Below are 24747 nucleotides of genomic sequence, written 5' to 3'. Positions count from 1 at the left end.
CTATGTATAAAGTAAAATCACCAATTCTTTTTTTAATATTCAACCGGCCTAAAGAGACCCAAATCTTATTTAATGCTATTAAAGAGGTTAAGCCTACGAAGCTGTATGTTGCCGCGGATGGACCTCGAAATAATGGAAAAGATAAACTTGTATGCAAAGAAGTAAAGGATATTTTAAAACAAATTGATTGGGATTGCGAATTAATTACATTGTTTAGGGAAGAGAACCTTGGATGTGGTAAGGCTGTAAGTAGCGCAATTACGTGGTTTTTTGAAAACGAAAAAGAAGGAATAATCCTGGAAGATGATTGTTTGCCAAGTTCGGACTTTTTTATATTTTGTGATTCAATGCTAGAAAAATATCGAGAAGATAATAGAATTGGTCATATATGTGGGACAAATTTTCAAGACGAAATAAAGAGAGGAAAAGGAGATTATTATTATTCTGGTTTGGTTAATGTCTGGGGCTGGGCAAGTTGGAGAAGAGTTTGGCAAAATTATGATTTTGAAATGATAAACTTGGAAACAGCTTATGAATATAATTTTTTAGATAAAGTAAACAGAAACGGTGTTATCCAAAAGTTTATTTACCAAACATTTCAAAATACGAAGAAAGGATTAATAGATACTTGGGATTATCAGTATTTTTATTCTAATTTAGTTCAGGGCTACATTTCTATTATACCAAATTATAATATGATTTCGAATATTGGATTTAGTGGAGAGGCAACTCATACTGTTGATTTGAACAGTCCTTTTGCAAACATGAAAGTGAAGAATCTCCCGTCGAATATAATTTCACCAGCAATATTTGTTTCAGATATTGAAGCAGACGAGTATAGTTACGGTAAGAGTTTACCAAGTAAATTTGCAATTTATTACTGGTTTTTAAAACAATTCATAAAATCTTTATTTGTTAGAAATACAAAATAAGAAAAAAAGAAATAGTTTATTTTTAGAACAATATATTTGATTTAGTAAATAATATAATACTCTAATATTTTATGCTATTTTTTATAAAAAATCTTATTAAGGTAGATTAATATCTAGTACTTAAGTTTTAAAAGATAGTAGTAAAAATGAATATTTTTTTAATTTTTTAGTTGCAAATAATAATTAAATTTGAGTTTTTAACTAAAAATTAAGTATTCAATAAGTTAAAGTTTGAATTTATATGAAGCATAATAGAATTGAGTATTTAGATAGTTTAAGGGGGTTAGCCGCACTATCAGTAGTCTTAAGTCATTTTTTTTTAGGCTATGGCATAGACTCTAAATCAAAATTGATTAATTTTAGTCCATTACATTTTTTTTATGATGGTTTTGCTGCTGTTACTTTTTTCTTTGTTCTGAGTGGCTACGTTTTGACTTTATCATTAAAAAAAAATGATGCACTAGAGTTGAAATCATTTTATTTGAAAAGAATTTTTCGAATTATGCCTTCCTATATTTTTGTCCTTTTCGTTAGTTTATTTCTTTATTTTTTTTTTAATATCACTCATACCATTCCAGATTCAAATATCTGGTTAAATACATTTTGGGGACTGCCACTTGATTTGACTAATTTTCTAAACCAAATTGTTTTTATTAAGCCTTTAGACGGTTTTGCAGAACTAGTACCTCAAAATTGGTCATTACTTGCTGAGATTAAGTTTTCGTTTTTAATTCCGTTTCTGTTTTTGGTTTATAAAAAGACAAATTTTATATTTTTCTCTACTTTAAATTTAGTTCTTTATCTTTTTTTTAATATTCCAGTTTTCATATTTCATTTTTCTCTGGGTATTTTTCTAGCGATGAATCAGGATTTAATAATAGCAAGCTTTATTAAAGTTAAAATAAAATATAAATGGATTTTAGTGGGGCTTATAATCTTAATGTACACATACAGATTTACAATACCGATGTACTATTATTATTTTGCACGCGAATATTCTCTTTTTTTAAGTAGTGATGATTTAATTTGGATTATTACGGGATTAGGAAGTTTTTCTATGTTGGTATATTGCTTTACTTCTATCAATTTACAAAGTATTTTAAATCTTAAAATATTTAGATTTATTGGTAAGATATCATACGCGATATATTTATCGCACATGTTATTACTAATATTTGTACTGCCTAAATTTATTAGTCTATTAAATAATTTTGAGATAATCAATAATTACTTCGTTATGATATCTTCATTATTGTTTTTATTAATAGTAACTATTATTTTTTCATATTTGATAACAACTTTTATTGAAATACCTTTTGCTAATTATGGAAATAAAATCATAAAAAAAGATAAAATTAATTCATTTATAGATAAATAGAATTATTTTATCTGTAAACGAAACGAATAATGGGTTTACTTTTATATTATAAAACAAAATCTGGCTTTTCTAGTAAATAAGTTGTCCAAAACAATAATAAATTAATGAAAGTCTTAATAGTAAATACGTCAGATATAAAGGGAGGGGCAGCAAGAGCCGCATATCGACTTCACCGATCTCTTTTATCAAAAGGAATTGAAAGTAAGATGCTGGTTCAAGAAAAAGCTAGTGATGATTTTACAGTGATAACTAATCCTCAATCGTTTGTGCGAATGATGATTATGAAAATACGGCCTTTATTAGATACTTTTCCTGTGCGATTTTATAAAAACCACAGAAAATTACTTTTTAGTCCAGCTTGGTTAGGTTTTAACAATGTAGTAAATCAAATAAATGAATTACAGCCAGATATTGTACATCTTCATTGGATAAACGGCGGTATGATTAAAATAGAAGATTTGACCAAAATTCAAGCTCCAATTGTATGGTCATTACACGATAATTGGGCCTTTACTGGAGGTTGTCATATTATGTGGGATTGTGATAAATATAAAAAATGTTGCGGTTCTTGTCCTCATCTAAACAGCCATAAAGAGAATGATTTAAGTAGAAAAATTTTTAGTAGAAAAAAAAGCACTTTTTCAAAAATACCTCAAATGGCAGTAATAGGTTTAAGTAAATGGTTAGAACATTGTGCTAAAGAAAGTAGTTTATTTAAAAATCATAAAATTATAAATCTTCCAAATCCAATTGATACAAATGTTTTTAAGCCTTTTGATAAAGTACAAGCAAGAGAATTATGGAATTTGCCTTTAAATAAAAAGTTAGTTCTTTTTGGGGCCATGAGTGCTACTAGTGATGTGAATAAGGGCTTTAAGGAACTTTCAGGAGCTTTAGAATTATTAGAAGGTGAGGAAAATGTAGAGTTGGTGATATTTGGTAGTAGTGAACCAATTGAAAAACTATCTTTAAAATTTAAAACACATTATTTAGGTCATCTAAGTGATGATGTTAGTTTAGTAACCCTATACTCAGCTGCTGATGTTATGATAGTCCCAAGCTTACAAGAAGCATTTGGACAAACTGCAAGCGAGTCAATGGCATGCGGTACACCGGTTGTAGCGTTTGCGCACAGCGGATTATTGGACATAGTTGAACACAAAAAGACTGGATACTTAGCAAAACCCTACGAAATTCAAGATTTGTCACATGGAATTAACTGGATTTTAAACAATACTGATTATAATATGCTTTCTAAATTTGGAAGAGAAAAAATCATTACAGAATTTAATAGTCCAGTTGTTGCAGATAAGTATATAGAAATGTATCAGAAGATATTGAAAAATTGACTGTATTAATGAAACTTTATGTTAAACTAAAAATAAAAGATGACAACGTTTGAGTTTTTTGCGCTTTTAAATGATTATCCATTTTCATTTATAGGTTCTTTGTTGATTTCTTTACTTTTTTTTGGTTTAGTAATGAAGAGATCTACATCATCTTGGTTGAATCCTATAAGGGTTAATATCTTTACATTTTCGATTGGAATATCTGTTGTCTTATTTCTTAATTTCTTTGGATATGTTTCCAATAAAACGTTTGTTTATACAATATCAAGTACTGTTTTATTTTGGGGAGTTTTTTTGCTGATTTTTAAAAATAAACAAAAAGAAGTTATTATTAAATTTGGAGATGAGCCAATTTTAGCTAAATGGTTGTTTTATTGCTGTTATTTTATATTTGTCTTAATGACGTTGATTTCCTATAAACTTTTAGGGATACCATTGTTTAATGAAAATGGAAGGCTTACAACATATACTGGCTCCGGATTAGGTTTTATTGCTAGAATAATTCCAGTATTACAAACATATTGCATTTTTTATATTATCCATTTATTTATTAGTAATAAAAGTGTTTATAATAAAATAAAGCCTTTTTTTTTATTATTGCCAATATTAATATTTGGAATATTATCTGGCAGTAGATCTAGTTTTTTGGCTACTGTTTTTACTTTTTGGGGATATAAAACTTTCTATTTAAACGATGAACCAAAGGCGCTTGATTACAAAAAACTTCTCATTCCGACCCTTTTGATTTCAATGATTTCTTTTTTAATCAACTCTTCAGGAAATTTGGTTTATGCTTTATATATGTTTTTTGAGCGTGCAGTTGCATCAGGTGATTTATATTGGGAAGCTTTGCCTGATGATACATGGTCTTCTGTGGTAATTGCTTCTCCTTTTCAATATACGTTTATGGGATTTTTAGGGCCTTTACATATTTTAGATCCTTCCAAAGCAGAACCACCAATAGGTTTTCAGTTACAGGATATTGTTTATCCTGTTGCCGCAGGTTCAAACACTGGACCAGTAGCATTATTTCCTATTTTTGGCCTAGTATGCTTTGGTTATATTGGAGGATTGATTTTTTCATTTATTCAAGGTGTATTTACATCATTATTGTTTAAGTTCTCTTTTATAAAATCCAACAGTGTAATAATAAGCGCTTTTGCATATTTTACTTTTTACAATGTAACAATATTAATAGGAGATATTAGTGCTGGATTGGGAACACTTTTGAATGTTATTGTATCTTACGTTTTTGTTCTTTTTTTATTATTGGTTATAGCATTTTTGTTATATTCAAAAGATATTTGGTGGAAATTAAAACTTGTAAAGGCAATTAAAAAATAACAAATTAATCAATGCTTTTATTTAATATTAGAATTAAATATTTACTAAATTAATCCTTTAATACAAGGAAAATATAATATGAATAAATTCTTTATTCCTGTAAAGGGAGGACTTGGCAACCAGATGTTTTTTTATGCTTTTAAACTATATCTTAGAGAGAATGGGATAAAAGCACATCTTGTTTGGAATGAATATTTTTTTACCAAACAGCATAACGGTGTAGAATTGTTTGAAGTTTTTAACATTCAGATTGATAAACTTACAAAGAACAAAATATTTTTTCTCGTCAAAATAAATAAATCTTTATTACCTGATATTTATAAAAGAATTTTAGGTCGCATAGCAAAAAGTAAATATTTATTAGTTACTAAATTTAAACAAACCACACCTTATAGTTTTGATAATGTTCTAGCATTTACTACAAAAAAAAATATATACCTAGATGGTTTTTGGCAAAACTATAATTACTTAGATCCTGTACGAGATAAAGTTTTAAAAGAATTTAATTTTAAATTACCTGAAAAATTTTCTGAAAATAATTTATTAAAACAAATTAGAGATTGTAATTCTGTTTCAATACATATTAGACGAGGTGATTATTTAGATCCGAAATTTGCAAATTTAAATGTTATTAACTCTAATGAATATTATTTAAAGGCAATAGACCACATTAAAGAAAAGGTAGAATCTCCGCTTTTTTTCATATTTACAGATGACCTAGCTTGGGCTAAAAATGAGTTTATTTCAAACGATTTTGTTTTTATTGAAGGTAATATAAATAAGGATGCCTATTTAGATATGTATTTAATGAGTCAATGTAAACACAATATTATTGCAAATAGTACTTTTTCATGGTGGGGAGCCTGGTTGAATATTAATCCTTTAAAAACGGTAATTGCCCCAAATTTTTGGACAGTAGATACATTATCTTCTTTATTGTGTCCACCTGAATGGATCTTTTTAAATGTTAATTGATAAACAGTTATTTTGAAAAAATATATTATAAAACTTGCTTTTGTTGCAGGACAAATAACCAATTATTTAGTAACCAAGAATCTTGCAGATAAAGTTTGTAACTTCTTTCACTTTCTACATTCTGGACGATTTTCTGGACAAGTTTCTTATTGTGGTTATCCTGTAGATTTAAGATATCCAACGTATTTAGCTGGAGGAAAATACATCAAAATTGGAAAAAATTTTCACGCTTCTTATAGATTAAGAATTGAAGCGTGGGATAAATATAAAGATGTTTCCTTCAAGCCCTCAATTTTAATAGGAGATAATGTGTCATTTTCGGATAATTGTCATATTGGGGCAATTAATTTAATTCAAATAGGGAACAATGTTCTGTTTGGCAGTAATGTTTATGTCACAGATCATTTTCATGGCACTTCTACTTCAAAAGATATAGATATTCATCCATTGGAAAGAGATTTATTTAGTAAAGGTGCAGTTGTTATTGAAGACGATGTTTGGATTGGAGATGGAGTTTGTATAATGCCTAATGTAAAAATCGGTCAATCATGTATAGTTGGAGCAAATTCTGTTGTAACGAAATCATTTCCTTCTAATTGTGTTATTGCCGGTGTACCAGCAACAATAATTAAATATTTAAAATAAAAGTTTTTATGGAAATAATAGCATATTATCTGCCTCAATATTATCCGTTTAAGGAGAATAATGAATGGTGGGGAGAAGGATTTACTGAATGGACTAATGTAGGAAAAGCAAAGCCTTTATTTAGATCACATTATCAGCCTAAAGTTCCTGCTGATCTTGGATATTATGACTTAAGAGTTGCAGAGGTAAGAGAAAAACAAGTAAACTTGGCAATTGAAGCTGGTGTAACAGGCTTTTGCTACTGGCATTATTGGTTTGGAGATGGAAGACGTTTGTTAGATATGCCTTTTAGAGAAGTTTTGAATTCGGGAAAACCGGATTTCCCATTTTGTTTAGGTTGGGCAAATGAATCATGGAAAGCTAAGGTTTGGAATTCTGCCGATGCAAAAGAAGATGTTATGTTGATGGAACAAAAGTATCCAGGAAAATTAGATATAGAAAAGCATTTTTTTGAAATCCTCCCTGCTCTACAAGATTCTAGATATATAAAAATTGAAGATAGGCCCGTTTTTGTAATATATAAACCTTTCTTGATGCCTGATGCAAATGAGTTTATAGATATATGGAATAATCTGGCAAAAGAGAATGGTTTTGATCAAGGTTTGTTTTTTATAGGTCATACTCTTGATAATAAAGAAAAAGAACCTATTTTGAAAATGAAGTTTGATGCTGTAAATATTGTTCGTACTGGAGAGCATAGATTTAATTTGGGTGTAATAAAAAAAATTCCTTTTAAATTATTTAAGTTCAAAATTTTGAAAAGACCTCTTAGGTTGAAATATTCTTTTATATCTAAATATTTTATTCAGGAAATTGATAAAGATGAAAATATCTTTCCAACCATAATACCAAATTGGGACCATACTCCACGAAGCGGAAATTATGGAGTTGTTTTTGATAAATCATCACCTGAATTGTTTAAAAAACATATCGTAAATGCCTTAGATGCGATTAAGAAAAAGCCAGAAAGCCGTCAAATTTTATTTCTTAAATCATGGAACGAATGGGGAGAAGGAAATTATATGGAACCAGATTTGAAACATGGAAAAGGCTATATAAAAGCTCTAAAGAGTATAGTTGAAGAGTATAAGTTTTAGACAGGATTTTTAAAATTAACTTCAGTAGAGACTCAAAATTGAAAGCTAATGAATATATATTTAGATAACATTATTTTTTCATTGCAAAAAAGTGGTGGCGTATCAGTTGTTTGGCAGCAACATTTAAAAAGATTGCTAAAAGACAATAATTTTATATGTAGTTTTTTAGAATATAGTAATGCAGAGGAAAATTTTTTTAGAAAACAATTAGCAATCGACAAGAATTTTATTAATACAAAAGGATCTCAATTTTTATCTTTTAAACGATATCTTAATTTGATTTCTAAAGATGATCAGAGGCACATTTTCCATTCTTCGTATTACAGAACCGAGACGGGAAAAAATACCGTAAATATTACAACGGTTCATGATTTTACTTATGAATATTTTGTAAAAGGTGTGTCTCAAAAGGTACATTCTTGGCAAAAAAATGCTGCAATCAGTAATTCAAATGGAATTATTTGTATATCAGAAAATACAAAAAAAGATATTTTGCATTTTTTACCTCATGTAAATGAAAGTAAAATTAAAGTTATTTACAACGGAGTGGATGAAGAGTTTAAGCCTTTAGAGTATAATTCGAATTTTCATAAAAAGCATAACTTTGATGATTTTGCTTATGCGCTATATATAGGCGATCGGAGAGCTACATATAAAAATTTTTATATGGCTGTAAACGCTTGCGATTTAGCAAATATTCCACTTTTGATTATTGGCGGAGGTGAATTGACAGCAGAAGAATTACGATATTTGGAGATAAAATTAGGTAACGGTAACTTTCAATCTCTTTTGGGAGTAAGTGTTCCTGATTTAAATTATTATTACAATAAAGCTTTTTGTTTGCTTTATCCATCTCTCTATGAGGGGTTTGGTATTCCGGTTGTTGAAGCTCAGCGTACTGGTTGTCCTGTAATTGCTACCAAGTCATCTTCAATACCTGAAGTTATAGGTAATGATTATTTAGCAATTGAAAGGCCAACACCTCAAAAAATAGCTAATAAAATAAAAGAACTATCATTCGATAATCTGAGAAAAGAGACGATTGATCTTGGTTTTGAAAAAACCAAACATTTTAGCTGGGAAAATACATACAAAGAAACAGCAGAATTTTATAAAGAATTATATAAATAATGAAAGTATCAATCATTACAGTCGTTTATAATAACGAAAAAACAATATTAGATGCAATACAGTCTGTAATTTCTCAAAGTTATGATAATATTGAGTACATTATTATTGATGGTGGATCTGAAGATAATACAGTAGTAAAAATTAATGAATATAAAGACAGAATAAGCCATTTTATTTCTGAAAAAGATAAAGGTTTATATGATGCTATGAATAAGGGAATTAAAATGGCTACTGGAGAAGTTATAGGAATTTTGAATTCAGATGATTTATATCAAGACTTTGATGTTATTAACGATGTTATGAAACAGTTTAATAATGATATTGATTTAGACATATTATACGGAAATCTTGTCTATGTAAAAACTGATGATATAAATAGAATAGTTAGAAAATGGAAATGTAAACCATATTACAATCATTTTTTTGAAAATGGAAATGTTCCGCCACATCCAGCATTATTTGTACGAAAAAAAGTTTATGATGAAGCAGGATTATTTAACTTAGATTATAAACTTGCAGCAGATTATGAACTAATGCTTAGAATGTTTAAAAAGCATTTTTTTAAAGTTAAGTATATGGATCGCTTAATTGTTAAAATGAGACTAGGTGGAGCTACGAACAAAAGTTTTGTGAATATTCTTAATCAAAATCGAGAAATTGTTAGAGCTTGGAAAGGGAATTCATTTAAAGCTCCTTTTTACTTAATGCCAATGAGAATATACAAACGTCTAATACAATTTATTTAAGAAGATAGAAAAGATGAAAATCTTATTAACTGGTTCAAGTGGGTTTTTGGGAAAATTAATTTTTGAAGAACTAAAAAGAGGAAATGAAATTTATGAATTATCAAGAAGTTCTAGTATATACAAATTTTCATTAGAGGAAGAAATTCCTATTTTTAATGATAATTTTGATCTTGTAATTCATGCCGCTGGGAAGGCACACACTGTTCCAAAAACATCTCTGGAAAAAAAGGAGTTTGAGAACGTGAATGTGACAGGAACTAAAAATTTGTTAAAAGGGTTAGAAAATTTAACTATTCCGAAACAATTTGTTTTTATAAGTTCTGTTGCTGTATACGGACAAAAAAGTGGAAGCAAAATAGATGAAAGTTATTCCTTAAATGCTTGCGATCCATACGGTTCAAGTAAAATTGAGGCCGAAAAAGTAGTTTTAAATTGGTGTAAAGAGAAAGATGTTATTTGTACAATTTTACGTTTGCCATTAATAGTAGCAGCAAATGCTCCGGGTAATTTAGGAGCTATGATAAAAGCAATAGACAAAGGATACTATTTTAACATTTGTGGAGGAAAAGCAAGAAAAAGCATGGTTCTTGGAAAGGATGTGGCTTCTATACTTATATCAGCTGCCCAAAAGGGGGGTATTTATAATCTTGCTGACGGATATGATCCAAGCTTTGAAGAATTAAGTATTGCTATATCTATTAATAAAAATAAAAAAAGACCAAAAAACTTACCTCAAAGTTTGGTTTTAATAATAGCTAGATTAGGAGATTTTTTAGGAAGTAAGGCTCCTATTAACACATTGAAAGTAAAAAAGATAACTTCTGACTTGACTTTTGATGATACTAAAGCAAGGAGGATTTTAAATTGGAATCCGCAATCTGTGGTTGACTATATAAATAACAATAAAATATAAAATATTAAAGCAACTATTATAAAAAGAATTACAAGACAAGATGTATAGCGTATAGCTGAATTATTATTGGCGAAAGATTATGAGATTAATGAACTTAGAGTAATGGTAAAATTATTTCAACAATTAGTCCGCCGTTACTAGTGACAACAGAGCAAGGTTTAATCATTAGGCTTAAATCTTTTACAAAATATTAGCGAATAATATGTTTACAAATAAATATGAAAATAATTAATATTTAATGATGAGTTATAGATTTAAGATCATTTTTTTTATAAAAATCATTATACTTTTTATATTCTCTTCAGAGTATAGTAGTGTATTATTTCAACCTTTTATACACTCTTTTATAGATAATGGGGTGTCAAATCCGTGGCAATTTTATATTGAACATAATTTGAATTTAGATTCATTCCCGTACCATCCTTTGATGCTATTTGTTTTGTGTCCTTTTGCAATTTTAAGTAAGTTATTACATTTTGAAGCTCTGTTTAAGGCTCCTTTGCTGCTTGCAGATTTAGGTATTTTATATGTATTGCTTAAATCTTTCCCTAATAAAGAAAAAAGTGTTTACTTATTCTATTTCTTGAACCCAATCATTATATATGCAATTTACATCCATTCACAGCTGGATATAATTCCTACTGCATTATTACTATACGGAATCTATTTGCTAATGATTAATAAGTTTAATTATTCATCTCTAGTATTTGGACTCGCTTTGGCCACAAAGATTCATATTATTATTGCTTTACCTTTAATATTCTTTTACCTATATAAAATTAAAAATATTAAAATTGCATTCAAATATGTGTTAGCTTCACTAATTGTATTTTTATTATTCGATCTCCCGTATTTATTTTCAGAAGGATTTATAAAAATGGTGTTATTAAATCCAAAACAATCCCTGCTTTTTGATTCATTTTATAGTATTGGATCTGTTCGAATATTATTGCCAATAGCGGCAATATTTATGATTTATCTTCATTTCTTCAACCAAGAAAAAGTTAATCACGATCTGCTTTATTTTTATTTTGGGATTCTATTTACAGCAACTATTTTTTTTATCTATTCAGGTTCTGCCTGGTATGTCTGGATGATTCCTTTCGTTTCAATGTATTTTATTCAAAACGATACTTATAAAAGCAGGTTGCTTTATATAGGTTTTTCAATTACATATCTAATATTCTTTATTTTCTTTTATACAAGTGAGTATAAAGACATTTTGTTTTTAGGGAATGAAATAGATTTAAAAATACAAAATGAAAGATTAGCAGATATTTCTTTTACTTTACTAGAAGTGACACTTGTTTCTATAATGTATGCTTTTTATAAATATGGCATCAAAAGTAATTCAATATACAGAAAACGACTGAATTTAATAATTGGTATTGGAGGAGATAGTGGAGTAGGAAAAACTACACTTTTGAATAATCTGCAAAATTTATTTGGGAATAAACTTCTTCAAATTGAAGGTGATGGTGAGCATAAATGGGAGCGAGGTGACAAGAATTGGAGTAAATTCACCCATCTTGATCCTAAAGCAAATCATATACATAAACAATCAGAAGCGATCTATAGCTTAAAGCATAATGAAACTATATTTCGAAGCGAATATGAACATAGCAATGGCAAATTTTCAGCACCCAAGAAAATTAAGCCAAAGGAATTTATAGTTATTGCAGGCTTGCATCCGTTTTATTTGCCCAAACTGAGAAAAAATATAGATTTTAAAATATATATTGATACAGATGAAACTTTAAGAAGGCATTGGAAAATTATTAGAGATACAAAAAAAAGAGGGTATAGTACTCAAAAGATAATAGAACAGATAGAAGCAAGAATGGAAGATGCGGGAAAATATATTTACCCCCAAAAAGAGTTTGCGGATATGATTGTTAAATATTATCCAGTAAATACGTTCGTTTTAGGAGAAGAAACAGAAAATGTAATTTTAGGTTTAAAACTAACATTTGATGCAAATATACATGTTGAAGATGTTTTGGATAAATTAAATTGTCCTTTCACATGGGACTATAACGATGATTTAAAGTCTCAATATATAGAAATTGAAAACAGACCCGAAGCGAATTTTCATGATATAGCCATAGATTCTATTGAAAATATAGCAGAAATAGTCACTTTTGATATTAAATGGGAAACTGGTTATGAAGGCTTGATTCAATTAATATCATTAAAAATGATTAGTGAAAAGTTAAAAGAAAACGATAAATGAAATATAAAGGATTACTTTTAGATATTGACAACACGCTTTATGATTATAACATTTCACATACTTTTGCAAAAAGTAAAGTATTGGAATATTCTATGATTGTATTTAATTTGTCTAAAGAGGAGGTAAATACTGCATATGAAAAGGCTAGAAAGCAAATACATATTGAGCTTTGTGAAACAGCGGCATCTCATAACAGACTTTTATATTTTCAAAGGATGTCAGAAATAATAGGAGTAAACCCTATGAAATATGCCTTTGAAATTTACAATATTTATTGGGATAGCTTTTTAGAAATAATGCAGCCGTTTGACGGAATATATGAATTATTAGAGAAATTTGAGAACAAAATTTGTCTAGTTACTGATCTTACAGCGCATATCCAATATAGAAAGATTAAAAAATTGGGACTTGAAAAATATTGCAAAGCACTTGTGACAAGTGAAGAGGCTGGTCATGAGAAGCCCCATCCGTATATGTTTAGTATGGCCCTTGAAAAAATGAGTTTAAAGCCTGATGAAGTTTGTATGATTGGCGATAGCTTTAAAAAAGATGTATTTGGCGCAATAAATTTTGGTATTTCAGCTATTTGGATCAATCATGAAAATAAGACAGAAAGTCATGATAATGAACTTATAACTGAAGTAAAAAGCTTTAAAGAAATTTTAAGATTATTATGAAAGAAATAAAAGATTTTGTTGAAATTTCAAAATATGCAGGAGAAAGACTTGATTTGGTTCAGGCAGCTGGAGGAAATAGTTCCGTTAAATTAGATAATGGTGAAATGCTTATTAAAGCATCTGGTTTTTTATTAAGTGACGTTAATATTCAAGATGGATATTCAAGAGTTTTTACAAAGGCGGTAGCTGAAATTGTGAAAAATGAAGAGATTATTAATTCGGAGAATAAACGTCAAAGAGAAGCACTAACGGCCCAATTTTTAAAGGAGGCAACGATTGATAAGCAAAATCGTCCTTCTATTGAGACGTTACTTCATTCATTACTAGATAAATATACGCTACATACGCACTCTGTAGTAGTAAACATGATTGTTGTGCAAAAAAATTGGAAGGAGATATTAAATTCTATTTTTAAAGAAGATAAAATTGCATTCGTAGGATATGAAACTCCTGGCGTGGAATTAGCAATTGCTTTAGATAAAGAGTTGCAAAAATTTGATAAAATTCCCAATATCATTATTTTGCAAAATCATGGTTTGATTGTTACATCTGACAAAAAGGACCAAATTAAGATATTGACTGAATATGTTTTAGAAAAAATAGAGAATTATCTCAATATTGATATGAAAAGTTATAAGCTTACTAATAGTATTAGCAGCTTATTTGAGATTGTTTTTAATGATGAAAATATTACATATCTGTGTGAGGATAAATTTTTAAATGAGCAATTAGAAAAGAACGAAAAACTATTTCTTAAAACCCCTTTTTGTCCAGATACGTTTGTTTATTGTGGTTTTTTTTCGGTAAAAATTGAATGCATATCAGATGCTAAAAGTTTAGAAGAGTATAAAACAAAAAATCATGAATCTCCAAAAGTAGTTATTTATGATAATAGGCTTTTCTTTAGAGCGTCGACTTTAAAAAAAGCAAAAGAGATAGAAGAAGTTTTTAAGTTTCACATTATGGTTTTAGCACAAAATTATAATAATGACTTAAATTTTTTAGAATTCGATGAACTGGCTTACCTTTCAAATTGGGAGGCTGAAAAATATAGACAAAAATTATAAGTATGCATATAATAATACCAATGTCAGGAATTGGCAATAGATTTATAGAAGCTGGATATATTGAACCAAAACCATTAATTGTAATCGATGGAAAGCCAATTATTGAACATGTTTGTGATTTATTTCCAGGCGAAACAAAATTTACATTTATCTGTAATTCTAAACATCTAGCTGAAACAAATATTCGAAATATATTGCTGGGAATAAAGCCTAACGCTAATATTATTGAAATTCCAAATCATAAGAAAGGACCAGTTTATGCAGTTTCTTTAGTCGAATATCTGATAGAAGATGATGAAGAAGTAATTGTGAACTATTGTGATTTCGGTACTTATTGGGATTATTCAGATTTTCTTAAACATACAAGAGAAAGAGATGCTGATGGTGCACTGCCTTCATATAAAAGATTTCATCCTCATATGCTAGGAAAGACCAATTATGCTTTTATGAGAGACGATAAGCAATGGATGTTAGAAATAAAAGAGAAAGATCCTTTTACAAGTAATAGAATGAACGAGTATGCATCAAACGGTACTTACTATTTTAAGAAAGGAAAATTTGTAAAAAAATATTTCAAGGAACTCATGCAAAAAGATATAAATTTAAATGGAGAATACTACGTCTCGCTTATTTATAATCTTATGGTAGAGGACGGATTCAAAGTATCTATTTATGATATTCAACATATGCTGCAATGGGGAACTCCACAAGATGTTGAAGAATATAATAGCTGGTCAAAATATTTTAGAAATGCTTGTAATGAAACACAAAAAGACGCAGCAAAAGATAATAGTATAACATTAATCCCTTTAGCAGGTCGTGGAAGTCGATTTTCAGCAGAAGGTTACATTGATCCAAAACCTTTAATTGAGGTTAGTGGTAAGCCTATGATAGTTCAAGCCGCAAATTCAATTCCAAATAGTGAGAGTCACATATTTGTAACGTTAAAAGAACATCTGGATAGTTATCCATTAGAAGAAGTTTTAAAAGAGGAATTTCCAAGTTCTAAAATTATAGCAATTAATGAAGTGACAGAGGGGCAGGCTATAACATGTGATTTAGGATTAAAAGATGTTGATCCAGATGCTTCATTGCTTATAGCAGCTACTGATAATGGTATGATTTATAATAGTGAAAAATATCAAGATCTTATAAAAGTTGAAAATATAGATGCAATTATTTTTACATTTAGACATCATATATCAAGTAAGATTAATCCTCAGATGTATGGCTGGGTTAAAACGGATGATAATGATAATGCGACTGGAGTTTCTGTTAAAATCCCTATTTCAGATAATCCTTATAATGATCATGCAATTGTTGGAGCATTCTATTTTAAGAAAGTAGAGTACTTTAAGAATGCTTTGGAGAATCTTTTAGATAAAAACATAAGAATCAATGGGGAGTATTATGTTGATAGCTTGATGGGAGAATTAATAGGACTTGGTTATAAGGTTAAGGTTTTTGAAATAGACGATTATATTTGTTGGGGTACACCAAATGATTATGAAACATTTGTTTATTGGCAGAGCTTTTTTCATAAGGTACCATGGCATCCCTATCGTCTAGAAAAAGATATTACCGTAAATAAAGATAAGATAAAAGAGTTAGACGAGAGATACTATACTTTTGAACAAGAGTACAGATGAGTAAAACTAAAAAAGAATTAAAAAGGTTTATAGCAGCAGGATTTAGTGCTGTTGCTACTGACTTAATTACATATTATTTGTTATTGAATTTTTTATCTACTTTTATGTCAAAAAGTATTTCATTTCTTTTAGGTACAATAGTTGCATTTTTTATGAACAAATATTGGACTTTTGAAAAAAAAGAAAGATCCTATGTTGAAATTCTTCGATTTGCAATACTTTACAGCCTAACTCTTGGAGCAAATGTTTTAGTTAATAAATTGGTTTTAGATAATTCAGGAATAGTAATACTTTCTTTTTTAATAGCAACTGTGGTGAGCACTATAATAAATTTTATTGGTCAAAAATTTTGGGTATTTAAATGAAAATTGACTTATATGTAGATTCTTAATAAAATTAGTTCATTTTGGGCCTCTTGAATGTTTTTTCAATAGAAAATCAACCAGCCATAATAAATATATACGTGTTTTTTTGATGTATCAATAATATTTGTTAGACCTAGTAAAATTGCTTTCAGAGAGTTTTTTAATTTCGTTACTACCTATTTTTTAGTTTTTTAGAGACAAAAAGGACGTTATAGAAAATAGTAGCATTTTTTGCAAAACTGTTTAAAGGTAATTAGAATTTATGTGTTTGATTTTACTACACTTCTTTTTCCTTAAATCTCTTGTTCTTTACTTTTTACAAATAAAAAGCACCAAAATATTTTGATTATTAATTGTTCGTTTTTACTAATTGTTTTTTATAGAATTGTGTATAAGCACATATTTTTACACAAATTGCCAAAACAATCTAATTAGGGAGTTGCCATATAAAGTTTATTTAGTCATTGCATTGACATAATATTATCAATTTTCTCAAAAAAACATTAACAAAACTAATCGATAAATCTAAATACATAAGACCTGTAAAATGAAAAAAAAAGGAATAATAGGTTACATATCAATATTAGTATTTTCAACTTTAGCTTACGTCAATTATAAACATTTAAATATTGGTTTTTTAAGTGTTTATAGTATTGATGAATATGCTTTTCATGGTAGTTTGCTTAATATGTATGATGGCTTAACTGCTTTTGATATTAAAAAAATATTTTCTTTTTGGTTCTATAGTTATGGGTTTGGATTTTTTTTCTTAAACTCTTTAGCTGTAGCTCCTTTTATTGCATCAGGTAATATTGAAATGAGTATTTATATCCCAAGAATTATAACGTCATTTTTCGCTGTTGGGACATTTTGGTATATTTATAAGATAGCAAGATTATATAGTGATAAGTATTTTTCTCTTCTATTATCTGTTGTTGTACTTACGATGCCTGGCTTTTGGAAAAATGCTATGTGGTTTCATCCCGATTGGATGATGACATTTTTTATAATTTTATCCATCTATCTTTTTGCTAAAGATGACTGGGATTTTAAGAAATATTTTTGGCGGGCTGGAGTTGCTTTCGGTTTAGCATTAGGAACTAAGATACAGGCCGTAACATTTTTACCTCTTGTTTTCATGTATGTTTTCTATGATAATTTTAAGTTTAGAAATTTTTATGAAATAAAAGTAAAAGTTAAGTTTTTTTCTAAGTTTGTAATAGTGGGAATGTTGACATTTTTGTTTTCAAATCCATATTTGATTCATCCTTCCGGATTGAAACTATTTACATCCAATTTTGTTTCAAATATGAAGTCCAATGCAACAAATCATGGTTTAAATGTCAAGGTTACTATTTTTGAAAAGATTTATAATGCAATTGATTTTTACTATCTAAATATTTTTGTCTTTGCCTTCGTTTTTATTTTTTCTTTTTATCTCGTTCTTTTAATATTTAAAAAAGAAGATAAAAAGTCAATAATAAACTTGATTAGTTTTTATTTTGCAATAAATATTTTGTATTTATTTTTAATGGTAAATAAAGATTGGCAACACTATTATTTAACCATATTTATTGCTGTTCCTTTACTTTTATTATTTTTTGTAGATAAATTTTCTAAATACAAATATTATTTGGTTATTGGAATAATCTTGTTTCAAATAAGTAGTCATATTAGTAATTATCAAGAGGCGTTTACAACGGGCTACCATCCAGAATATGAAATGACAGATAGGAAACAAAAAGAGATGAGTGATTTATTAGTAAAAGATCTGAAACCTGTAATAACAGATAAAACAAATATATTAATTAGTCCATTTACTCCTTTTGACTATAGTAAATTAGGATTGAACTATAGTAATGTCAATATTATCTACGGACCAATTTCTGAAGAAATGTTTGTATATAATGATCAACTGCAAAATAAACAGATAGATTTTATTATACTGTCAAAAAATGATGTTTACTTTGATAAAGGAAAGTTGAGTAAGCGAGTTGATACTAAAGAATATAATAAATCACTACAAATAATTGAGAATTTCAATAAAGGCAATAATTATGGTTATCAAAAGTTTGGAGATAATAAAAACTTTTATATATGGAGAAAGAAACAATAAAATTATCTATAGTAGTTCCTTGCTATAACGAGCAGAAGAACATACCGCTAATTTTAGAAAAATTTAATGAAGTTGTAAAAACAGAAGATATTGAAGTTATTCTAGTTAATAATGGCTCTACTGACAATAGTGAAATAGTTTTAAATGAATTACTTCCTAATTACAGTTTTGCTAAAGTAGTTAAGGTAGATGTCAATCAAGGTTATGGATTTGGTATTGTTTCAGGTTTAAAAGAAGCTAAAAGTAATTTTATTGGTTATACTCATGCAGATATGCAAACAGACCCTTTGGATGTTATAAAGGCTTTTAAAATTATTGAATCACAAGATGATCCTAAAAAATGTTATGTAAAGGGTAATAGAAAAAAAAGAAGGTTATTTGATCAGATTTTTACTACTGGGATGAGTTTATTTGAAACTATTTATTTAGGTTCAAAATTATGGGATATAAACGCGCAACCTAATATTTTTCACAAAACATTCTTTCAAGATTTAGAAAATATTCCAAAAGACTTTTCTCTTGATTTGTATTTTTTGTATATGGCAAAAAAAAGAGGAATAAATGTCATTAGATTTGATGTAGTGTTTCCTCCTCGGATCCATGGTGAATCAAGCTGGAATAATGGTATAGTTTCAAAATGGAAATTTATTAAAAGAACCATCGATTTTAGTATTAAATTAAAAAAGGAGCTTTAGAATGGAACTTATTGCGCATAGAATTAATACAGTAGAGGAATTGAAAAATGTTCCAAAAGAATATGGAGTTGAAATCGATCTAAGAGATTTTGGAGATAGATTAATACTTCAACACGATCCATTTAAAGATGGAGAAGATTTTGAAGAATATCTCAAACATTATAATCACGGGATTATGATATTGAATATTAAAAGCGAAAGAATAGAGTACAGAGTTTTAGAATTAATACAGAAATATGAGATTGAAAAATATTTTTTTCTCGACAGCTCATTTCCGATGATATATAATCTTTCAAAAGAGGGCAATAAAAATATAGCTTTAAGATTCTCTGAATTTGAAGGGATAGATACAATATTAAATTTACGAAATAAAGTGGAATGGATATGGGTTGATTGTTTTACTGTATTACCTATAAATTATGAAATTTTTACTATTCTAAAAGAAAATGGATTTAATATTTGTTTGGTATCTCCTGAACTTCAAGGACAAGATGAGAAAATTGAACTTTATAAAAAATATTTAAATAATAATAATATAATATTTGATGCTATTTGTACGAAACTCTACAATGTTTCAAGATGGTAAAGCAAATTTTTAAATAAAATATGTATTACATTTCTAAGCTAGATTAAAATGGTTCAATAGCACAAGCAAATTTTAATCTTAAAACTTATATTCAATTTATTGAATATGATTTTATTGTTTAATATCTAGAGAAACTTTAAAAGGCTAAATCATTTTTATTGCTTAAAATCAAATTAGCCAAAACATATAATAAAATAAAAATAAAAAAATAAAAATGAAAATTGCACTTATAACAGGAATTACAGGACAGGATGGTTCGTACTTGGCAGAATTATTACTAGAGAAAGGTTATATGGTTCATGGAGTTAAAAGGAGGGCTTCTTCTTTTAATACGCAACGTATTGATCATATCTATCAAGATCAACACGAAACACATGTAAATTTTAAGTTGCATTATGGAGATTTAACAGATTCTACTAACATTATACGAATCATTCAAGAGGTACAACCTGATGAGATCTATAATTTAGGAGCTATGAGCCATGTAAAAGTCTCTTTTGATTCACCAGAGTATGTAGCAAATGTTGATGGTATCGGAACATTAAGAATTCTTGAAGCTGTACGTATTTTAGGTTTAGAAAAGAAAACACGTATTTATCAAGCGTCTACATCTGAATTATATGGTGGTTTGGCGGAGAATAAAAATGAAAAAGGATTTTATGATGAGAACTCACCTTTTTATCCACGTTCGCCATATGGAGCAGCAAAAATTTATGGTTTTTGGATTACCAAAAATTATCGTGAAGCTTATAATATGTTTGCTTGTAATGGAATTTTGTTTAATCATGAATCACCAAGAAGAGGAGAAACTTTTGTAACTCGTAAAATAACCATGGCTACAGCAGCTATTGCGTTAGGAGAACAAGATTGTCTATATCTAGGAAATTTAGATGCGCAGCGCGATTGGGGACATGCTAAAGACTATGTAGAGGCAATGTGGAGAATTCTGCAACAAGATGTTGCTGAAGATTATGTTATTGCTATGGGAGAAACTACTTATGTGCGTGATTTTGTTAAAATGTCATTTGCAGAGGTAGGTATAGATATCGAATTTAGAGGAGAAGGAATAAATGAAAAAGGATATGTTGCTTCTTGCAGTAATCCTGCTTATCAAATCGAAGTAGGGAAGCAGATTATTGCAGTTGATCCACAATATTTCCGACCAACGGAAGTGGATTTGCTTATTGGAGATCCTACGAAATCGAAAACTCAATTAGGCTGGGTGCCTAAGTATGATTTGGCTGGATTAGTAAAAGAAATGATGGCAGGAGATCTTCAGTATGTTTTAAAAGAAAAAATGTTAAAAGAAGTAAGATCAGCTATTAAATATTAATTTAGATAAATCAGAATAATTTTATTCTTAAATTAGAAATAAGCATTATGAATTTAAACGATAAAATATACATAGCTGGACATCGTGGAATGGTAGGTTCGGCTATTTTGCGTCAATTAAAGGGAAAAGGATATACAAATTTTGTACTAAAGACTTCTTCAGAATTAGATTTGCGAAATCAGCAAGCTGTCGCAGATTTTTTTGCAGCAGAAAAACCAGATTACGTTTTTTTAGCAGCAGCAAAAGTTGGGGGTATTATTGCTAATAACACTTATAGAGGTGATTTTATCTATGAAAATTTGATGATACAAAATAACATAATTCATCAATCGTACTTGAATAACGTACAGAAATTAATGTTTTTAGGATCCTCTTGTATTTACCCTAAAATGGCTCCGCAGCCATTAAAAGAAGAGTATATGCTCACGGGAGAATTGGAGTCTACAAATGAGCCTTATGCAATCGCTAAAATTGCAGGAATTAAAATGTGTGATGCATATAGAGACCAATTTGGGTGTAATTTTATTTCTGTGATGCCAACAAATTTGTATGGCCCCAACGATAACTATGATCTAAAAAACTCGCATGTCCTTCCAGCGATGCTGAGAAAATTTATTACTGCAAAACGTAATGATGATGCTTCAGTTACAATTTGGGGAACAGGCAGCCCGAAAAGAGAATTTCTGCATGCAGATGATCTTGCTGAAGCTTGTTTGTTTTTAATGGAAAATTATAATGAACAGGGATTAGTAAATATTGGTGTAGGTGAAGATATATCAATTTTAGATTTGGCAGCTTTGGTTAAAAAAGTAGTAGGTTTCGAAGGAGAAATTCTGACAGATACATCTAAACCTGACGGAACTCCTCGTAAGCTTATGGATGTTTCAAAATTAAATAGTTTTGGATGGAAAGCGAAAACAAGCTTGGAAGAAGGCATTCAAAAAGTTTACAATGAAATAAAAGACACTCACTGGGGGTAAATTCGTCAAATGGAATATACAATTTTAGGAATTATTTTAATGGTCATCATACTGCTTTATTTTATGGCGGCTGATCATTTTAATATAATTGATAATCCTAATCAAAGAAGTTCTCATACTGAGGTAACGTTGAGAGGAGGAGGAATAATTTTTTGGTTTTCTGCTTTATTATATTTTGTACAGCATATACACAATAATTATTTTTTCTTTACTGGAATAACATTAGTTAGTTTGGTCAGCTTTTGGGATGACATCAAAAGTTTGTCTAATAAAATCAGAATTGGAATTCATTTTCTTTCAATCACGTTAATTTTTTATGATTTAAACTTATTTACTTTAGTTCCAATTTGGGCTGTTCTAATAAGTTACATACTAGCCATTGGATTAATTAATGCCTATAACTTTATGGATGGAATTAATGGAATTACTGGTCTTTATACTTTAGCTGTGATGGGGGCATTATTATATGTAAATGAAAAAATTCAACTTTTTATAGATGGAGAATTCATAAAGTATGCAATAATTGCAAGCTTAGTTTTTTTGTTTTTCAATTATAGAAAAAAAGCAAAATGTTTTGCAGGTGATGTAGGAAGTATTGCAATCGCTTTCTGGATAATTTACTTAGTTTTAAAACTAATTTTAATTACAAATTCTCTAATTTGGATTTTGTTTTTAGCAGTTTATGGAGTAGATGCGGTATGTACAATTATTCATCGTCTTTTTTTAAGACAAAATATTTTTGAAGCACATCGTTTGCATTTATACCAAGTGTTAAGTAATGAATATAAAATGCAGCATAGATTGGTTTCTTTATTTTATGCATTAGTTCAAACAGGGATTTCTTTTTTAGTTATACCCCTTTATAATAAAGTCGAAGATTCAATTTTGTTTTTAATTATACTTATACCTTTACTGTTGGTATACACATCAAAGTTTTATTTATTAAACAAGCATAATTTAAAATTAAAGCATGATTCCTAAAATTATTCAGGGAGGAAATTTTTCAGATCATCGTGGGACTATCTCATATGTAAATGATTTTAATTTTAAAGAAATTGAAAGGTTTTATATCATTAGTAATTCTGATGAAAATCCAATTCGTGCATGGCAAGGCCATAAATTAGATTCCAAAAACTTTTATTGCTTAAGAGGTTCTTTCAAGATTCATTTTATAAAAATCGATAATTGGGAGAAACCTTCAAAAGATTTAATTATTGAAACTGTCATGGTTTCAGAATTTGATAGTAAAATAGTTCATATTCCTGCTGGTTATGCCAATGCTATAGAATCTATAGAAACAGATTCAAAACTAATTTCTTTTTCAACTTTACCACTTGCAAATGTTACTGAAGATGATGTGCGATATCCTTCAGATTACTGGTCTATAAATGGATAATAAAAGAATTTATTTATCACTTTCAGTACAAAGTGGCTTCGAACAAGAATATGTTCAAAAAGCATTAGAAACAAATTGGATAACTTCCGGAGGTCCAAATGTTGATGATTTTGAAAATAAACTTGAGAATTATTTTAATAAAGAATCATTTGTGACAGCATTAAATTCTGGGACATCAGCTATTCATTTAGCACTGATTTTATTAGATGTGAAAGCTGGGGATGAAGTAATTTGTCAAAGCATGACATTTTCGGCATCCGCAAATCCTATTTTATATCAAGGTGCTATGCCTGTTTTTGTTGATAGTGAAACTGATACGTGGAATATTTGTCCTGAAAATCTTGAAATAGCAATAAAAGATAGAATATTAAAAGGGAAAAAGCCTAAAGCTATTATTGCTGTTCATTTATATGGAATACCTTATAAGGTTGATGATGTTCATGCCATAGCAGATAGATATGGAATACCAATTATTGAAGATAGTGCAGAAGCTTTAGGAAGTACATACAATGGTAAAAAATGTGGAAGTTTTGGGAGCTTTGGAATTCTTTCTTTTAATGGTAATAAAATTATTACAACCTCAAGTGGAGGGGCTTTAATTACAAATTCTAAAAAATTAAAAGAAAAAGCAATTTTTTATTCAAATCAATCAAAGGATATTGCTGTGCATTATCAACATAGTGAAATAGGGTATAATTATAGGATGAGTAATATTTGTGCTGGTATCGGTTTAGGACAAATAAAAATATTAGATAAAAATGTTGAAGCGCGAAGAAAGAATCATTTTTTTTATAAAGAGATTTTTAAAGAGATCAAAAATGTAAAACTTTCTGAAGTATTAGATGAAACTCTTTTTTCGAATTTTTGGTTGAATACAATTCTTATAAAACCAAGTAATGATATAAATAAGGAGAATTTAAGATTGACACTAGAAAATGCCAACATTGAAAGTCGTCCTCTTTGGAAACCGATGCATTTACAACCAATTTTTAATAAATATCCTTATTACGGAAGCAATATTGCTGAGAAGCTATTTAATATGGGCTTATGTTTACCATCAGGTTCAAACTTAACAATTGAAGATAAAAATAGAATTAGAAAAGTAATTGAAACTTTTTTTAATTAAGCTAAAAATAAAGA

Annotated in this window: 23 protein-coding genes; all 23 read left to right on the top strand. The window is 28.6% G+C overall.

The genetic code is table 11. The features are described 5' to 3' along the window. Nucleotides 1-2 precede the first annotated feature (2 nt). The 23 genes from ACTJIW_RS01655 to ACTJIW_RS01545 all read left to right on the top strand — a co-directional run bounded on the left by ACTJIW_RS01655 (nucleotide 3) and on the right by ACTJIW_RS01545 (nucleotide 24733). On the top strand, nucleotides 3-932 hold the full coding sequence (locus tag ACTJIW_RS01655; RefSeq protein WP_440715314.1) for a nucleotide-diphospho-sugar transferase: 930 nt from the start codon (nucleotides 3-5) through the stop codon (nucleotides 930-932). Nucleotides 933-1173: 241 nt separating this feature from the next. Further along, nucleotides 1174-2310 (top strand): acyltransferase family protein, encoded by a 1137-nt coding sequence (locus ACTJIW_RS01650; RefSeq protein WP_440715315.1) that lies wholly within the window; start codon nucleotides 1174-1176, stop codon nucleotides 2308-2310. A 104-nt stretch (nucleotides 2311-2414) separates the two neighbouring features. After that, nucleotides 2415-3659 carry a glycosyltransferase family 4 protein gene (locus tag ACTJIW_RS01645; protein ID WP_121360108.1) on the top strand — a complete coding sequence of 415 codons (1245 nt, stop codon included), beginning with the start codon at nucleotides 2415-2417 and terminating at the stop codon, nucleotides 3657-3659. Between the two features lie 39 nt (nucleotides 3660-3698). Further along, the gene (locus ACTJIW_RS01640; protein ID WP_121360109.1) at nucleotides 3699-5003 is read left to right on the top strand and encodes an O-antigen polymerase; all 1305 of its coding nucleotides are present in this window, start codon (nucleotides 3699-3701) and stop codon (nucleotides 5001-5003) included. Nucleotides 5004-5081: 78 nt separating this feature from the next. After that, nucleotides 5082-5978 carry an alpha-1,2-fucosyltransferase gene (locus tag ACTJIW_RS01635; RefSeq protein WP_121360110.1) on the top strand — a complete coding sequence of 299 codons (897 nt, stop codon included), beginning with the start codon at nucleotides 5082-5084 and terminating at the stop codon, nucleotides 5976-5978. A 12-nt stretch (nucleotides 5979-5990) separates the two neighbouring features. Then, nucleotides 5991-6623 (top strand): DapH/DapD/GlmU-related protein, encoded by a 633-nt coding sequence (locus tag ACTJIW_RS01630; RefSeq protein WP_121360111.1) that lies wholly within the window; start codon nucleotides 5991-5993, stop codon nucleotides 6621-6623. An 8-nt stretch (nucleotides 6624-6631) separates the two neighbouring features. Further along, the gene (locus ACTJIW_RS01625) at nucleotides 6632-7720 is read left to right on the top strand and encodes a glycoside hydrolase family 99-like domain-containing protein (protein ID WP_121360112.1); all 1089 of its coding nucleotides are present in this window, start codon (nucleotides 6632-6634) and stop codon (nucleotides 7718-7720) included. Between the two features lie 48 nt (nucleotides 7721-7768). Then, nucleotides 7769-8851 (top strand): glycosyltransferase family 4 protein, encoded by a 1083-nt coding sequence (locus ACTJIW_RS01620; protein ID WP_121360113.1) that lies wholly within the window; start codon nucleotides 7769-7771, stop codon nucleotides 8849-8851. Next, entirely contained in the window at nucleotides 8851-9597 is a 747-nt protein-coding gene (locus ACTJIW_RS01615) for a glycosyltransferase family 2 protein (protein WP_121360114.1), read from the top strand. Before ACTJIW_RS01620 ends, ACTJIW_RS01615 begins: the two co-directional genes overlap by 1 nt. Before the next feature lie 13 nt (nucleotides 9598-9610). Then, complete coding sequence (locus ACTJIW_RS01610) at nucleotides 9611-10510, top strand: NAD-dependent epimerase/dehydratase family protein (RefSeq protein ID WP_121360115.1); 900 nt, start codon at nucleotides 9611-9613, stop codon at nucleotides 10508-10510. A gap of 394 nt (nucleotides 10511-10904) precedes the next feature. Further along, complete coding sequence (locus ACTJIW_RS01605; protein WP_183044550.1) at nucleotides 10905-12743, top strand: uridine kinase; 1839 nt, start codon at nucleotides 10905-10907, stop codon at nucleotides 12741-12743. Further along, nucleotides 12740-13420, top strand: coding sequence for an HAD family hydrolase (locus tag ACTJIW_RS01600; protein ID WP_121360117.1), 681 nt, complete (start codon nucleotides 12740-12742; stop codon nucleotides 13418-13420). The genes ACTJIW_RS01605 and ACTJIW_RS01600 overlap by 4 nt, the downstream gene beginning before the upstream one ends. Then, on the top strand, nucleotides 13417-14487 hold the full coding sequence (locus tag ACTJIW_RS01595) for a class II aldolase/adducin family protein (protein WP_121360118.1): 1071 nt from the start codon (nucleotides 13417-13419) through the stop codon (nucleotides 14485-14487). The genes ACTJIW_RS01600 and ACTJIW_RS01595 overlap by 4 nt, the downstream gene beginning before the upstream one ends. 2 nt (nucleotides 14488-14489) lie before the next feature. Next, complete coding sequence (locus tag ACTJIW_RS01590; RefSeq protein ID WP_440715317.1) at nucleotides 14490-16136, top strand: NTP transferase domain-containing protein; 1647 nt, start codon at nucleotides 14490-14492, stop codon at nucleotides 16134-16136. Next, the gene (locus ACTJIW_RS01585; RefSeq protein ID WP_121360119.1) at nucleotides 16133-16501 is read left to right on the top strand and encodes a GtrA family protein; all 369 of its coding nucleotides are present in this window, start codon (nucleotides 16133-16135) and stop codon (nucleotides 16499-16501) included. The genes ACTJIW_RS01590 and ACTJIW_RS01585 overlap by 4 nt, the downstream gene beginning before the upstream one ends. A 547-nt stretch (nucleotides 16502-17048) precedes the next feature. Beyond that, entirely contained in the window at nucleotides 17049-18617 is a 1569-nt protein-coding gene (locus tag ACTJIW_RS01580; RefSeq protein WP_440715318.1) for a glycosyltransferase family 39 protein, read from the top strand. Further along, nucleotides 18599-19312 carry a glycosyltransferase family 2 protein gene (locus ACTJIW_RS01575; RefSeq protein WP_440715319.1) on the top strand — a complete coding sequence of 238 codons (714 nt, stop codon included), beginning with the start codon at nucleotides 18599-18601 and terminating at the stop codon, nucleotides 19310-19312. Before ACTJIW_RS01580 ends, ACTJIW_RS01575 begins: the two co-directional genes overlap by 19 nt. A gap of 1 nt (nucleotide 19313) precedes the next feature. Further along, nucleotides 19314-19898, top strand: coding sequence for a hypothetical protein (locus ACTJIW_RS01570; RefSeq protein WP_440715320.1), 585 nt, complete (start codon nucleotides 19314-19316; stop codon nucleotides 19896-19898). A gap of 214 nt (nucleotides 19899-20112) precedes the next feature. Beyond that, nucleotides 20113-21231, top strand: a complete 1119-nt coding sequence (gene gmd, locus ACTJIW_RS01565) for a GDP-mannose 4,6-dehydratase (RefSeq protein WP_121360123.1) — start codon at nucleotides 20113-20115, stop codon at nucleotides 21229-21231. Nucleotides 21232-21278: 47 nt separating this feature from the next. Beyond that, a complete protein-coding gene (locus tag ACTJIW_RS01560) occupies nucleotides 21279-22211 on the top strand; it encodes a GDP-L-fucose synthase family protein (protein ID WP_440715321.1) in 933 nt (310 codons plus the stop codon). A 9-nt stretch (nucleotides 22212-22220) separates the two neighbouring features. Further along, the gene (locus ACTJIW_RS01555; protein ID WP_121360125.1) at nucleotides 22221-23192 is read left to right on the top strand and encodes an MraY family glycosyltransferase; all 972 of its coding nucleotides are present in this window, start codon (nucleotides 22221-22223) and stop codon (nucleotides 23190-23192) included. Continuing rightward, nucleotides 23182-23607, top strand: coding sequence for a WxcM-like domain-containing protein (locus ACTJIW_RS01550; RefSeq protein WP_121360126.1), 426 nt, complete (start codon nucleotides 23182-23184; stop codon nucleotides 23605-23607). The genes ACTJIW_RS01555 and ACTJIW_RS01550 overlap by 11 nt, the downstream gene beginning before the upstream one ends. After that, nucleotides 23600-24733 (top strand): aminotransferase class I/II-fold pyridoxal phosphate-dependent enzyme, encoded by a 1134-nt coding sequence (locus tag ACTJIW_RS01545; protein WP_121360127.1) that lies wholly within the window; start codon nucleotides 23600-23602, stop codon nucleotides 24731-24733. The genes ACTJIW_RS01550 and ACTJIW_RS01545 overlap by 8 nt, the downstream gene beginning before the upstream one ends. The last annotated feature ends 14 nt before the right edge of the window (nucleotides 24734-24747 follow it).

Source organism: Flavobacterium sp. 22659, assembly GCF_052044235.1.
GTDB classification, from domain to species: Bacteria; Bacteroidota; Bacteroidia; order Flavobacteriales; family Flavobacteriaceae; genus Flavobacterium; species Flavobacterium johnsoniae.
The sequence above is the reverse complement of the archived record's forward strand: the minus strand, read 5'-3'. Positions and strand labels throughout refer to the sequence as shown.